The sequence below is a fragment of the Halopseudomonas phragmitis genome (genome assembly GCF_002056295.1).
GTDB classification, from domain to species: domain Bacteria; phylum Pseudomonadota; class Gammaproteobacteria; order Pseudomonadales; family Pseudomonadaceae; genus Halopseudomonas; species Halopseudomonas phragmitis.
This window is the reverse complement of sequence record NZ_CP020100.1, coordinates 2,779,699-2,794,295: the sequence shown is the minus strand read 5'-3', so window position 1 is coordinate 2,794,295 and position 14,597 is coordinate 2,779,699. Positions and strand designations below refer to the sequence as shown.

Here is a 14,597-nt window from a genome sequence, read left to right as displayed (position 1 = left end):
CCCCGGCCAAGCGGCCGGGGCAACCTGCTGGTTCAGAACAGCCGGTTCAGGCCATCCAGCGCAGCAACCCGGTAGGCCTCGGCCATGGTCGGGTAGTTGAAGGTGGTGTTGACGAAATACTGAATGGTATTGGCCTCACCCTTCTGGTTCATAATCGCCTGACCGATATGTACGATCTCGGCGGCCTGGTCGCCAAAGCAATGAATACCCAGCACTTCCAGGGTTTCACGGTGAAACAGGATCTTCAGCAGCCCTACCGGCTCACCACTGATCTGCGCCCTGGCAATACTCTTGAAGAACGCCTGACCGACCTCATAGGGCACTTTGGCCTCAGTCAGTTCACGCTCGGTCTTGCCGACCGAACTGATCTCGGGAATGGTATAGATACCGGTCGGCACATCATCGACAAACCGCCAGGCATCGTTGCTGACGATATTGCCAGCCGCCGAACGGCCCTGATCGAAAGCCGCACTGGCCAGACTCGGCCAACCGATCACATCACCCACCGCGTAGATGTTCGGCACCGAGGTCCGGTAGTTCTGATCGACCTCAAGCTGACCCCGGCCGTTGGGATGCAGCCCGACGTTCTCCAGCCCCAGACCATCGGTGTTGCCGGTACGGCCATTGCACCAGAGCAAGGCGTCAGCTTTGAGCTTCTTGCCGGACTTGAGATGCAGAATCACCCCACGATTTTCCAGCCCCTCGATCTTGTCATACTCCTCGTTGTGGCGGATCAGCACACTGTTGTTGCGCAGGTGATAACTGAGCGCATCGGAGATTTCATCATCGAGGAAGCTGAGCAAACGGTCGCGATTGTCGATCAGATCGACCTTCACCCCAAGACCGCAAAAAATCGATGCATACTCGCAGCCGATCACCCCGGCGCCATAGATAATCAGGGTGCGCGGCGTGTGATTGAGCTTGAGAATGGTGTCACTGTCGTAGATGCGCGGGTGGCTGAAGTTGACATCCGCCGGACGGTACGGCCGCGAACCGGTAGCGATGATTACTTCCTTGGCCACCAGCTTGTCCACTACCCCGGAGCTATTGACCAGCTCGATGGTGTGCTCATCGGCGAAACTGCCCTTGCCGAAAAACACATCGACCCGATTGCGCGCATAGTAGCTGGTACGTGAAGCCACCTGCTTGCTCATCACTTTTTCGGCGCTGCGCAATACGTCAGGGAACGAGAACCAACGCGGGTCACCAATCTGGCGGAACATCGGGTTGGTGTTGAACTGAATAATCTGCTTGACCGAATAACGCAGCGCCTTGGAGGGGATAGTGCCGAGGTGAGTGCAGTTGCCGCCCACCACATTGCGCTCTTCAACCACCGCCACCTTGCGGCCATGTTTGGCTGCATTCATCGCAGCCCCCTCACCCGCTGGGCCAGAGCCCAACACCACTACGTCATAGTTGTATACGGCCATTCAAATGTGTTCCTTGTGCTAACGGGAAAATGCTGACAGCTCACCGATTGCCTGACTAGTCGACCTTGGTCGCGTCACGCGCAAGATCTGCACCCTTGCTGGGCACCTGGGGCACACCGGCTCTGGCACTAGCCTCTTCACACTTGGTCGTGTCACCACCACAGATGCCACAGACCTTATCCACGCCAGTCGCACCGATACCACCACAGGAACCGGCAATTGGCTTGCGCCCCATCATCACCCCGACAGCCATGCCGGCGACGATCAGCGACATCAACAGAAAAGCCAAAACCCAAACCATGAGTTACTCCTTGCCCCTTTTGAGGACCTTGAATCGGGGAGTGCTGCGGGATACGAAGCCCTTCCCGGAACGAATTACGAACAAAGCTGCTATGTCATGCTCTACAGCATACACCCATCCGGCCTCCGGCCCCTTGACCAACAGAATGGTCGACAGCCCGTCAGCCCGTGCCGTGGACGGGTCCAGCACCGTGACCGAGGCCAGGGCATGCATGACCGGGCGGCCACTGACCGGATCGAAGGTATGCGAGTAGCGCTGCCCCTCGTACTCGAAATAATTGCGATAATCTCCTGAGGTGGATACGCCGTGACCATCCAGAGCGATCACCTTGTGGGTTACCCGGTTGTCGTCACGCGGCTCCTCGACCGCGATCCGCCAAGGCCGGTTGCCTGGCTTCAGACCGGCCGCCTTGAGCTCACCGGTGATTTCAACCATGTAGCTGGTGATTCCCAGACTGTGCAGGTATTCCACCACACGATCAACCATGTAACCGGCTGCGATGCTGCTGACATCCACCTCAACGTCAGCATCCTTGCACAGCTGACGACCCTCAATCCGCAGGTGCCGCTGACCTACCCGCTGTAGTGTACGTTCAACTTCCTGCTCGGCAGGAATCACTTGGCGCCCATCGCCACCGTGGAACCCCCACAGCCGCAGCAAGGGACCAACAGTCAGATCAAAGGCACCGCCGCTCTCACGATTGAGCTCCTGAGCCAGCCGCACTAGATCCAGTACCGAATCAGGCATATCCCGGCAACTGCCGACAGCCGCAGCGTTGAAAAGCGCCAAATCAGAATCGGGACGCCAGGTCGACACCTCAGCGTCGAACTCGGCCAGCATGGCCTCGATCTCGGCATGCAGGGCCACTGCCCCCAGGGAGTCCTCTTGCGCCACCCACTTGATCGAGTAGCTGCTCCCCATAGTAGCGCCCTGAACTTCAGAAACCGGCTCTACAGAATTGAAACAGCCCGTTACGGCTGCCGCCAGGGCGACAGCTATAACGGGCTGGGTAACACGATGCAGCATGTTTATCCGCCGAAGTCGTCGAGCAGGATATTCTCGGGCTCCACACCCAGGTCTTGCAGCATCTTGATCACCGAAGCGTTCATCATCGGCGGCCCGCACATGTAGAACTCGCAGTCCTCAGGCGCCGGATGCTCCTTCAGGTAGTTCTCGAACAGAACGTTGTGGATAAAGCCGGTGGGGCCTTCCCAGTTATCTTCGGGCAGCGGATCCGACAGTGCCAGATGCCACTCGAAGTTCTCGTTCTCAGCAGCCAGTTGATCGAACTCTTCGACGTAGAAAGCCTCGCGCAGCGAACGCGCGCCGTACCAGAAGCTGATCTTGCGCGTGGAGTGCAGACGCTTGAGCTGGTCGAAGATGTGCGAGCGCATTGGCGCCATACCGGCACCACCACCGACAAAGACCATCTCGGCATCGGTTTCCTTGGCGAAGAACTCACCAAACGGGCCATACACGGTTACCTTGTCACCGGGCTTGAGAGAAAATACCCAGGAAGACATCTTGCCGGGCGGCAAGTCATCACGACCGGGCGGCGGCGAGGCCACACGGATGTTGAACTTGACCACGCCCTTCTCTTCCGGGTAGTTAGCCATCGAATAGGCGCGGATGACCGTTTCGTCGACCTTGGAAACATACTTCCATTGATCGAATTTGTCCCAGTCGCCACGGTATTCAGGCTGAATGTCGAAGTCCTTGTAATGCACGGTGTGCGGCGGGCATTCAAGCTGTACGTAACCACCGGCACGGAAGTCAACGTTCTCGCCTTCCGGCAGTTTCAGGGTCAGTTCCTTGATGAAGGTCGCGACGTTGGGGTTGGACTCGACAGTACACTCCCACTTCTTCACGCCGAACACTTCTTCCGGCACTTCGATCTTCATGTCCTGCTTGACCGGGGTCTGACAGGACAGGCGCCAGCCTTCCTTCGCTTCACGCTTGGTGAAGTGAGTCTCTTCGGTCGGCAGCATTTCGCCACCGCCCGCTTCAACGATGCACTTGCACTGGGCGCAGGTACCGCCGCCACCACAGGCCGACGACAGGAAAATGCCGTTGTCGGACAGCGTGTTGAGCAGCTTGCCGCCAGCCGGCACGGTAATGGTCCGCTCGCCGTTGATCTCGATAGAGATGTCACCGCTGCTGACCAGTTTCGAACGGGCGATCAGGATCACGGCCACCAGCGTCAAAACGACCGCGGTGAACATCCCGACGCCGAGGATGATTTCGATGTTCATGACGGGTTCAGCTCCTTATTACAGTTGTACGCCGGAGAAGGACATGAAGCCCAGAGACATCAGACCGACAATGATGAAGGTGATGCCCAGTCCGCGCAGACCGTCCGGAACGTCGCTGTACTTGAGTTTTTCACGGATACCAGCCAGCGCGACAATTGCCAGCGCCCAGCCAGTACCAGCCCCAAAGCCGTACACGACACTTTCACCCAGTGCGTAATCACGCTCAACCATGAACAGCGAAGCACCCAAAATCGCACAGTTCACGGTAATCAGCGGCAGGAACACGCCCAGCGCGTTGTAGAGCGCCGGAACATATTTGTCGAGCAGCATCTCGAGGATCTGAACCATGGCGGCGATAACGCCGATATAGCTCAGCAGACCGAGGAAACTCAGGTCGACATTCGGCATACCAGCCCAGGCCAGTGCGCCATCACGCAGCAGATAGGTGTAGATCAGGTTGTTGGCAGGTACGGTGATGGTCAATACCACAACCACCGCAATACCCAGACCCAGGGCGGTTTGCACCTTCTTGGAAATGGCCAGGAAGGTACACATCCCGAGGAAGAATGCCAGCGCCATGTTCTCAACGAAAATGGCTCTGACCAGCAGGCTAATGTAATGCTCGATCATGATTTACATGGCCTCCTTGGCGGCACGGGTCTGAGGGGCCATCTTGAACTCGACAGCCTCGACCTGGCCTTTGTCCCAGGTACGCAGGGCCCAGATGATCAGGCCGATGATGAAGAACGCCGACGGCGGCAACAGCAGCATACCGTTGGGCTGATACCAACCACCGGCATTGACCAGCGGCAGGATCTCGAAGCCCAGCAGCGAGCCGGCACCGAACAGTTCACGGATGACCGCAACCACGATCAGGATGAAGCTGTAGCCCAGACCGTTACCGATACCATCAAGGAAACTCATGGCCGGCGGGTTCTGCATGGCGAAGGCCTCAGCACGCCCCATCACGATACAGTTGGTGATAATCAGACCGACGAACACCGACAACTGCTTGCTGGCGTCATAGGCGAAAGCCTTGAGGGTCTGGTCAACCAGAATTACCAGAGAGGCGATGATCACCATCTGCACGATCATACGAATCGCACTGGGAATCTGGTTACGAATTACCGAAATGAACAGGTTGGACAGTGCACAGACCGAAGTCAGCGCCACACACATGACCAGAGTTACACTCAGGCTGGTGGTCACTGCCAGGGCCGAACAAATCCCCAGTACCTGCAGAGCGATCGGGTTGTTACTAAAAATGGGCTCGAAGAGCACCTGCTTGGCGCTTGCCTTAGCCATGATTAAGCCTCCCCTGCGCGCAGGTTATCCAGGAACGGACGGAAACCATTTTCGCCCATCCAGAAACGGACCAGGTTTTCCACACCACGACTGGTCAGAGTCGCACCGGCCAGACCATCGACCTGGTGCTGGATACGCGGACTGTTGCTGTCGACGCTGCCTTTAAGCACCTGTACAGCCACGCTACCGTCATCGTTGTAGATCAGCTTACCGGTCCACTGCTGCTTCCAGTTCGGGTTATCAACCTCACCACCCAGACCAGGGGTCTCGGCGTGTTGATAAAAACCCAGACCCACAACAGTGTTGAGGTCGCCTTCCAGGGCCACGAAGCCATACAGGGTCGACCACAGACCAGCGCCGTGAATCGGCAGGATCAGAGTTTCGATCCCGTCTTCGTTCTCCACCATATAAACGGTAGCGAAGTGCTCACGGCGACGGATAGCTGCAATATCGTCCGAACTGTCCAGACGGCTGGACAATGCCGGCTCCTTGGCAGCACGAGCCTGATCGTAGCTCAACGGGTCCAGCTCATCGCTGAACTTGCCGGTACGCAGGTCGACCAGACGCGGGGTGATCTTCTGGAACTGCTCCTGAACCGGCACACCCGGCTCCAGCAGACCAGCGATCGACAGGATGTTACGTTGCTTGTCGAGCAACTGGTTGGTGATCTGGATCGGTTTCAGCGATACCGCTGCGGTGGACACCACCACCGAACACACCAGACAGACCAACAGAGCGACAGTAATCGTCCGCCCTACGGTTTCTTTCTTAGCTGACATGACGTGCGAGCCTCCGCTTGATATTGGCCTGAACCACGAAGTGGTCGATCAGGGGCGCGAACAGGTTGGCAAACAGAATCGCCAGCATCATGCCCTCAGGGAACGCCGGGTTCACCACCCGGATCAGGATAACCATGACACCAATCAAGGCACCGAAGATCCACTTGCCGGTATTGGTCATTGAGGCGGACACCGGGTCGGTCGCCATGAAGATCATGCCGAAAGCGAAGCCACCGATCACCAGGTGCCAGTACCAGGGCATGGCGAACATCGGGTTGCTGGTTGAACCAATGGTGTTGAACAGCAAGCTCATACCGATCATGCCGATCATCACACCAGCTACGATGCGCCAGCTGGCGATCTTGGTCAGCAGCAGAATCGCGCCGCCGAGGAAGATAGCCAGCGTCGACACTTCACCGATCGAACCCTGCATATTGCCAAAGAAGGCGTCCCACCAGGTGATGCCCTGGGCCAGGATGCCCTGTACGCCACCTTCGGCGCCCAGGCTCAGCGCGGTAGCGCCGGAGTAGCCGTCAACCGTGGTCCAAACCGCGTCACCGGAGATTTCCGCCGGATAGGCGAAGAACAGGAAGGCACGGCCGGTCAGTGCCGGGTTAAGGAAGTTCTTGCCAGTACCACCGAACACTTCCTTGCCGATCACCACACCGAAGCTGATGCCCAGCGCAACCTGCCACAGCGGGATATCTGGCGGCATGATCAGGGCGAACAGCACTGAGGTCACGAAGAAACCTTCATTGACTTCATGCTTGCGGATCGAGGCGAACAGCACTTCCCAGAAACCACCGACCAGGAAGGTCACCAGGTAAATGGGCAGGAAGTAGGCAGCGCCGTGAACGAAGTTGTCCCAGAGGCTGGCTGGATTGAAACCGGCAAACAGCGAGATCAGGGCGATCCGCCAGTTGTCCTGGGCAGCCATCAGTTCCGGGCTGGCAGCAAGAATGCTGTTGGCCTGATAACCGATGTTGTACATGCCGTAGAACATCACCGGGAAAGTGCATAGCCAAACGGTGATCATCATCCGCTTGAGGTCGATACCATCACGCACGTGGGCGGTGGTTTTGGTCACACTGCCGGGGCGGTAAAAGAAGGTATCAATGGCTTCGTACAGGGCATACCACTTCTCGTGCTTGCCGCCCTTTTCGAAGTTGTGTTCGATCTTGTCCAGAAATGAACGCAGACCCATGGTTTAACCCTCCTTCTCGATGCGGGTCAAGTTGTCCCGCAGGATCGGGCCGTATTCATACTTGCCGGCGCACACGTAGGTGCACAGAGCCAGATCTTCCTCGTCCAGCTCCAGGCAGCCCAGTTTTTGCGCCATGTCGGTATCACCGACGATCAGATAGCGCAGCAATTGGGTCGGCAGGATGTCCAGCGGCATCACTTCTTCATAGTTCCCGACCGGCACCATGGCCCGCGGGCTACCGTTGGTCGAAGTGCTGAAGTCGAACAGCTTGGCCGGATTCAGTTTGGAAACGAAGATGTTCAGCACCGAGTGCTTGTTAACCCCAGCGCGCAGGTAATGCATCATTTCCCGCTCACTGCCTTCACGCAGTACCGACACCAGTTGATGGTAACGACCCAGATAGCCGACCGGACCACGGGCATTGCGACCACCGAACACCGAACCGGAGATAATCCGGTTGTTGCCTGGTTTGAGTTCACCAGCGGTCAGCTCTTCCAGATTGGCGCCCAGACGAGTCTTGAGCAGGCGCGGATTGTCGACTTGCGGGCCGGCCAGTGCGACAACGCGCTCGGTCCAGATCTTGCCTTCGGTAAACAGCTTGCCGATAGCAATCACGTCCTGCGGGAATACCTGCCAGACCTGCTTGTGGTCATTGACCGGATCCAGGTGATGGATATGGGTGCCGGACAGGCCAGCAGGGTGCGGACCAGCAAAGCTCTCAGTGCTGACACCGGCCACGCCCTCGCCCGGCAGGCTGACGCCTTCGGCCTTGCACAGCCAGATCTTGCCGAGACGGGCCAGAACCTTGAGACCGTTTTCAAAGTCGGCCGCATGGGCTTTGATGACCACAGCCGGATCAGCCGCCAGCGGATGGGTATCGATTGCGGTTACGAAGATTGAGCTGGGCTTGCTGTCAACAGCCGGCACCTTGCTATAGGGCCGCGTGCGCAGAGCAGTCCACAGACCGGAGCTGATCAGTTGATCACGCACCTGCTGCGGATCCAGGGTGTCCAGCTTGCCAGCGTCATGGGCATCGAAGGTCACCTGCTCGTCGCCATCGATATCGATGACTACCGACTGCAGGACGCGCTTCTCGCCTCGATTGATGGCACTGACAACACCACTGGCAGGCGCGGTATAGATCACGCCGGGCGTTTTCTTGTCGCTGAACAGAATCTGACCCAATTTGACCCGGTCACCTTCGCGCACTTCCATGGTCGGTTTCATACCGTGGTAATCAAAACCGACAACGGCTACGCTGCGTACGGGACGGGCATCCTCGATACGCTGCTCGGGTGAGCCGGTGATTGGCAGATCCAAGCCCCGTTTGATTTTTATCATACGAATAGCCTAATCACTGGTTGGAATCTTTAAGGGGCGGGCAGCCAGCCAGACAAATCCTCAGGCCTCCGACATGCGGAACAGGGCATCAGAGGCGGAATCAGGGCTAGGCGACCACAAACCCCCGGAAAAAATCCCGCTAAGTATAAAGACCATGCCCCTCAATGGCTACTCAAGCCATTGGTTTTTTCAGGTTTTTTAGTTTACGAAATCAATTTGACAAATAGCCGCAGGTCCTCGACACCGCCCTACGCCCGCATACGCCCTGACGAGCAACAAAAAAGGCGCCGAAGCGCCTTTCTTGCATTACACATCAACCTCAGGCCGGAAAAGCCGGCGGGTTGACATGGGCCATATCTTCCAGGATACGCACCACCTGACAGCTGTAACCAAACTCGTTGTCGTACCAGACGTAGAGAATTACCCGGTTGTCGTTGCAGATGGTCGCTTCGGCGTCCACCACACCCGCGTGACGCGAACCTACAAAGTCAGTCGAGACCACTTCCTGCGAGTTGGTGAAGTCAATCTGCTTGTGCAGGTCCGAGTGCAGAGCCATGTGGCGCAGGTACTCGTTGACTTCGTCGCGATTGGTCGACTTTTCCAGATTCAGATTCAGGATCGCCATCGACACGTTCGGGGTTGGTACCCGAATGGCGTTACCAGACAGCTTTCCAGTCAACTCCGGCAGCGCCTTGGCCACGGCCTTGGCGGCACCGGTCTCGGTGATCACCATGTTCAACGCAGCACTACGACCACGGCGATTGCCCTTGTGGAAGTTGTCGATCAGGTTTTGGTCGTTGGTGTACGAGTGAACAGTCTCAACGTGGCCATTGACGATACCGAACTTGTCATTGATGGCCTTAAGCACCGGCACAATGGCGTTGGTTGTACAGGAAGCGGCAGAAATGATCTTGTCATCCGGGGTTACCGCAGCATGGTTGATGCCGTGCACGATGTTCTTGATGTTGCCCTTGCCCGGCGCAGTCAGCACCACCTGACTGGCACCCTTACACTCCAGGTGCTGGGACAGACCGGCCTCGTCGCGCCAGACACCGGTATTATCGACGACGATAGCGTCTTCAATGCCGTACTGGCTGTAGTCGACTGCCGACGGATCCTTGGCGTAAATCACCTGGATCTGCACACCGTTGGCAGTAATGGTGTTGTTTTCTTCATCGATGGTGATAGTGCCCTGGAACGAACCATGCACCGAATCACGACGCAGCAGGCTGGCGCGCTTGGCCAGATCGTTCTCGGCACCCTTGCGCACGACGATGGCGCGCAGGCGCAGGCCATCACCAGCACCGGTCTTTTCGACCAGAATCCGGGCCAGCAAGCGGCCGATGCGACCGAAGCCATACAGCACCACGTCACGGCCTTGACGCTTCTCGCCCTTGTGGCCAATGACGCTGGCCAGTTCCTGACGCAGGAAGGCATCCAGATCACCGCTACCGGACTTGTTGAACTTGTCGATCAGGCGGGCCAGATCGATGGAGGCTGGGCCCAGATCCAGTTCCAGCAACTTCTGGATGATCTTGTAGCTGTCCCGCACCGACAGCTCGGCATCGTCGATCTGACGGGCGAAACGGTGCGACTTGAGGATACTGATCACCGAACGGTTAACCAGGCCGCGACCGTAGATGGAAGTGACCACATTGTGTTCACGGTAGAGACGCCCGATCAGGGGAATCATCGCCTCGGCGGTGGCTTCACGCTCTGTCCATTTGTCCAGACACTGCTCGAATTGGGCTTGAGTCACGGCTGTACCTTCCAAGTCGTTAAGAAACTGAGGGGGCGATATTATGCGTTTTACCGCCCAAGGAGGCAATCACCAAGCCCGGCAAGTGCGTAAACGCGATTGAACACAACAGCGGCACACGGAGTTAAACTAGCGGCTTTTCGCAATGGACCTGACCGGCATGCCGTCCACACCGACGATCCTCACTCTTCCCGAGCTCAGCCAGACCCGCAGCCTTTGGAGCGGGCTCCAGGGCGCCGCCCAGGCGTTGGCTATCGCCGAAGCCGCCAGCACCCACTCGGGCCTGAGCCTGGTCATCACCAAGGACAGCGCCGAAGCTGACCGGCTGGAGCGAGAACTGAGATTCTTTGCCCCGGCACTGCCAGTACTCAGTTTTCCGGACTGGGAAACCCTGGCCTACGACCGTTTCTCACCACACCAGGACATCATCTCCCAGCGCCTGAGGGCCTTGCACCAGTTACCCCAGGTCAAACAGGGCATTCTGGTCGTCCCCATGACCACTCTGCTACAGCGCATTGCCCCGCGCGGCTTTCTGGCCGGCTCGGTACTGATGCTCGAAGTTGGTCAGCGGCTGGACATGGAAGCCATGCGCCTGGATCTGGACGCCGCCGGCTACCGCTGCGTCGACACTGTTTATGAACATGGCGACTACGCCGTCCGCGGCGCCCTGCTCGATCTCTACCCGATGGGTAGTCGACTACCCTACCGGATCGACCTGTTCGATGACGATATCGAAACCCTGCGCACCTTCGACCCGGAAACCCAACGCTCGATCGACAAGGTCGAACGTATTCACCTGTTGCCGGCCAAGGAATTCCCGCTCGACAAGTCAGCCCTGACCGGCTTTCGCGCCCGTTTCCGCGAGCGCTTCGATGTCGACTACCGGCGCTGTCCGATTTATCAGGACCTGAGCGAAGGTCTGGTACCACCAGGCATTGAGTATTACCTGCCGCTGTTCTTTGACGAGTTGGGCACCCTGTTCGACTACCTTCCGGCCAACACCCAGCTTTTCAGCCTGCCGGAGATCGAAGCAGCCGCAGAGCATTTCTGGCAGGACGTACGCAGCCGCTATGAAGACCAGCGCATCGACCCGACCCGGCCCCTGTTGCCGCCCAGTGCACTATTTCTCGCCGTTGAAGAGTGCTTCGCCAAGATCAAGCAGTACCCTCGGGTCATCTGCCATCAGAACCAGCAACCGGCCGCCGTCGGTCACAGTATCTTTGCCTGCCCCCAGCCCCCCGAGCTGACGGTCGATAACAAGCGTGAACAGCCGCTCGAGGCGCTGCTCGGTTTCATCGACCGGTTTCCCGGACGGATCGCCTTCATCGCCGAAACTGCTGGGCGCCGGGAGGCGTTGCTCGACCTGTTCAAGCCGGCCGAACTGAGCCCGGAGGCGTTCGAAGACTGGCCAGCCTTTCTTGCCAGTGACAGCCGCCTTGGCCTGCTGATCGCGCCGATTGACCAGGGCCTGATCTGCGAACACCCGCCAGTAGCGCTGATCGCCGAAAGCCAGCTGTTTGGCCAGCGGGTCATGCAGCGCCGTCGGCGCGGCAAGGCGACCGACTTGGGCGATGCAGTCATCCGCAACCTCACCGAACTGCGCGAAGGCGCCCCGGTGGTGCATATCGACCATGGCGTTGGACGCTATCGCGGACTGACCAATCTGGAAATCGACGATCAGCAGGCCGAGTTCCTGATGCTCGAATACGCCGACGAGGCCAAGCTCTACGTTCCGGTCTCCAACCTGCACCTGATCGCCCGCTACAGCGGTGCCGAGGACGACAGCGCGCCACTGCACCGGCTTGGCTCCGAACAGTGGCAGAAAGCCAAGCGCAAGGCTGCCGAGCAGGTCCGCGACGTAGCCGCCGAACTGCTCGACGTCTACGCCCGCCGTGCCGCACGCAAGGGCTTCAGCTTCGCCCATCCCGAGCGTGATTATCAGGCCTTCGCCGAAGCCTTTCCGTTCGAGGAGACCGCCGACCAGCAGGCTGCGATCGAGGCGGTCATCAACGACATGCTTAGCAACAAACCCATGGATCGCCTGGTCTGCGGCGATGTCGGCTTCGGCAAGACCGAAGTCGCCATGCGCGCCGCGTTCATCGCCGTCCACAGCGGCAAGCAGGTAGCGGTACTGGTACCCACTACCCTGCTGGCTCAGCAGCACTACAACAGCTTCCGTGACCGCTTTGCCGACTGGCCGGTCAAGGTCGAAGTCATGTCCCGGTTCAAATCGGGCAAAGAGGTCAAGAGCGCCATCAGCGAGCTGGGCGAAGGCAAAGTCGACATCATCATCGGCACCCACAAGCTGCTGCAGGACGACATTCAGTTCAAGGATCTTGGCCTGGTAATCATCGATGAAGAACACCGCTTTGGCGTGCGCCAGAAGGAACGCCTCAAGGCGCTGCGAAGCGAGGTCGACGTACTTACCCTGACCGCCACGCCAATTCCGCGAACCCTGAACATGGCAATGTCCGGCATGCGCGACCTGTCGATCATCGCCACCCCGCCGGCCCGCCGGCTGTCGGTAAAGACCTTCGTCATGCAGCAACAGCCGGCAGTGGTCAAGGAGGCGATTCTGCGCGAACTGCTGCGCGGCGGCCAGGTGTACTTCCTGCACAACGAGGTGGAAACCATCGAGAAGTGTGCTGCCGATCTGGCCGAACTGGTACCCGAAGCCAGGATCGGCATCAGTCATGGCCAGATGCCCGAACGCGCGCTGGAACAGGTCATGCGCGACTTCTATCATCGCCGCTTCAACGTTCTGGTGACCTCGACCATCATTGAAACAGGGATCGACGTACCCAGCGCCAACACCATCATTATCGAACGCGCCGACAAATTCGGCCTGGCCCAGTTGCATCAGCTACGCGGCCGGGTCGGGCGCAGTCACCACCAGGCCTACGCCTACCTGCTGACCCCACATGGCAAAAAAGTCACCAGCGATGCGGAAAAACGCCTGGAGGCCATTGCCGCTGCCCAGGACTTGGGCGCGGGTTTCACCCTGGCCACCCACGATCTGGAAATCCGCGGCGCTGGCGAACTGCTGGGCGATGGCCAGAGCGGCCAGATTCAAGCCGTTGGCTTCACCTTGTACATGGAAATGCTCGAGCGCGCGGTCAAAGCCATCCAGCAGGGCAAGCAGCCAGAGCTGGAACAGCCGTTGTCCGGCGGACCTGACATCAACCTGCGTCTACCTGCGTTGATTCCTGACGACTACCTGCCCGACGTACATGCGCGACTAATTCTCTACAAGCGCATCGCCAACGCCGGCGACGATGAGCAACTCAAAGACCTGCAGGTGGAAATGATCGACCGCTTCGGCCTGCTGCCCGAACCAGTCAAGACTCTGTTCCGGGTAACCTCGCTGAAACTGCGCTGCGAACCACTGGGCGTGGTCAAGGTCGATGTTGGCCCCGAACATGGTCGCCTGGAATTCGGCACCAACACCGCAGTCGACCCACTGACGCTGGTACGACTGATTCAGGACAGCCCACAACGCTACCGGCTTGAAGGCGCTACCATATTCCGCTTCAATGCCCCCATGGGCAATGCCGAGCTGCGTCTGAACACGCTTGAAGCCCTGATTGATCGCCTGCAACAACCCACAGAAACAACCGGCAAAGGAAAACGCCCATGAATCACCCCCTGCGCATCTTCACCCTGCTGCTGATCCTGGCCCTCGGCTGGGCCGGCCTGGCCCAGGCCCAAAGCGAGCAGATCTATCAGGTTGAAGTGGTGGTATTCAGCCAGGCCTCCGGCCAACTGGCAGCGGGTCAGGGCCCCGGATCGGACTGGGCTGAGCGCGCAGTGCTGCTCGACAGCACCGCCCGCAGCGATGTACGCAATATCGACCAGACCCGCTACCGGCTTGGCACAGAGGCACGCCGGCTGAACGATCAGGGTTACCGGGTCAGACTGCACAAGGCCTGGGAACAGCCTGCCGACGATAGCTTGCGTGTGGCCGTGACCAGCGGCACGGAAAACGCCCTGGGGATTTATCCAGTGCAGGGCCTGGTCCGCCTGAGTCAGGAACGGGCCCTGGAGGCCGATGTAAGCTTCTGGCTCAATCACAATGTGCAGGGTCAGGCCGTCAGTGAGCACCTGCGCCAGAATCGTCGCCTGCGCGTGGACGAAGTCCACTACCTGGACCACCAGGGCATGGGCATGCTGATACGGGTGTCACGCCTGTAAGCCAGCCAATCGGCCGCTCGACGCCCGAGTCAGAG

At 58.8% G+C, this 14,597-nt stretch carries 12 protein-coding genes; 2 read left to right on the top strand and 10 right to left on the bottom strand.

What is annotated here, in order from left to right:
- Positions 1–32: 32 nt before the first annotated feature.
- The 10 genes from sthA to BVH74_RS12965 all read right to left on the bottom strand — a co-directional run bounded on the left by sthA (position 33) and on the right by BVH74_RS12965 (position 10,371).
- Positions 33–1,430 (bottom strand): Si-specific NAD(P)(+) transhydrogenase, encoded by a 1,398-nt coding sequence (gene sthA, locus BVH74_RS13010; RefSeq protein ID WP_080050479.1) that lies wholly within the window; start codon positions 1,428–1,430, stop codon positions 33–35.
- Between the two features lie 55 nt (positions 1,431–1,485).
- Complete coding sequence (gene nqrM / locus BVH74_RS13005; RefSeq protein ID WP_080050478.1) at positions 1,486–1,731, bottom strand: (Na+)-NQR maturation NqrM; 246 nt, start codon at positions 1,729–1,731, stop codon at positions 1,486–1,488.
- Between the two features lie 3 nt (positions 1,732–1,734).
- Positions 1,735–2,757, bottom strand: a complete 1,023-nt coding sequence (locus tag BVH74_RS13000) for an FAD:protein FMN transferase (RefSeq protein ID WP_080050477.1) — start codon at positions 2,755–2,757, stop codon at positions 1,735–1,737.
- Positions 2,758–2,759: 2 nt separating this feature from the next.
- Positions 2,760–3,983, bottom strand: coding sequence for an NADH:ubiquinone reductase (Na(+)-transporting) subunit F (gene nqrF / locus BVH74_RS12995; RefSeq protein ID WP_080050476.1), 1,224 nt, complete (start codon positions 3,981–3,983; stop codon positions 2,760–2,762).
- Positions 3,984–4,001: 18 nt separating this feature from the next.
- The gene (gene nqrE, locus BVH74_RS12990; protein ID WP_080051730.1) at positions 4,002–4,610 is read right to left on the bottom strand and encodes an NADH:ubiquinone reductase (Na(+)-transporting) subunit E; all 609 of its coding nucleotides are present in this window, start codon (positions 4,608–4,610) and stop codon (positions 4,002–4,004) included.
- 6 nt (positions 4,611–4,616) lie between these two features.
- Positions 4,617–5,288, bottom strand: coding sequence for an NADH:ubiquinone reductase (Na(+)-transporting) subunit D (locus BVH74_RS12985; protein ID WP_080050475.1), 672 nt, complete (start codon positions 5,286–5,288; stop codon positions 4,617–4,619).
- A 2-nt stretch (positions 5,289–5,290) separates the two neighbouring features.
- On the bottom strand, positions 5,291–6,067 hold the full coding sequence (locus BVH74_RS12980) for a Na(+)-translocating NADH-quinone reductase subunit C (RefSeq protein ID WP_080050474.1): 777 nt from the start codon (positions 6,065–6,067) through the stop codon (positions 5,291–5,293).
- Positions 6,057–7,271 (bottom strand): NADH:ubiquinone reductase (Na(+)-transporting) subunit B, encoded by a 1,215-nt coding sequence (locus BVH74_RS12975; protein WP_080050473.1) that lies wholly within the window; start codon positions 7,269–7,271, stop codon positions 6,057–6,059. Before BVH74_RS12975 ends, BVH74_RS12980 begins: the two co-directional genes overlap by 11 nt.
- A 3-nt stretch (positions 7,272–7,274) precedes the next feature.
- Positions 7,275–8,612 (bottom strand): Na(+)-translocating NADH-quinone reductase subunit A, encoded by a 1,338-nt coding sequence (locus BVH74_RS12970; RefSeq protein WP_080050472.1) that lies wholly within the window; start codon positions 8,610–8,612, stop codon positions 7,275–7,277.
- Between the two features lie 319 nt (positions 8,613–8,931).
- On the bottom strand, positions 8,932–10,371 hold the full coding sequence (locus BVH74_RS12965) for a glyceraldehyde-3-phosphate dehydrogenase (RefSeq protein WP_080050471.1): 1,440 nt from the start codon (positions 10,369–10,371) through the stop codon (positions 8,932–8,934).
- 160 nt (positions 10,372–10,531) lie between these two features.
- Between BVH74_RS12965 and mfd the strand changes: the two genes are divergently transcribed.
- Entirely contained in the window at positions 10,532–14,008 is a 3,477-nt protein-coding gene (mfd, locus tag BVH74_RS12960) for a transcription-repair coupling factor (protein WP_080051729.1), read from the top strand.
- Positions 14,005–14,562 carry a CsiV family protein gene (locus BVH74_RS12955; protein ID WP_080050470.1) on the top strand — a complete coding sequence of 186 codons (558 nt, stop codon included), beginning with the start codon at positions 14,005–14,007 and terminating at the stop codon, positions 14,560–14,562. Before mfd ends, BVH74_RS12955 begins: the two co-directional genes overlap by 4 nt.
- Positions 14,563–14,597 lie beyond the last annotated feature (35 nt).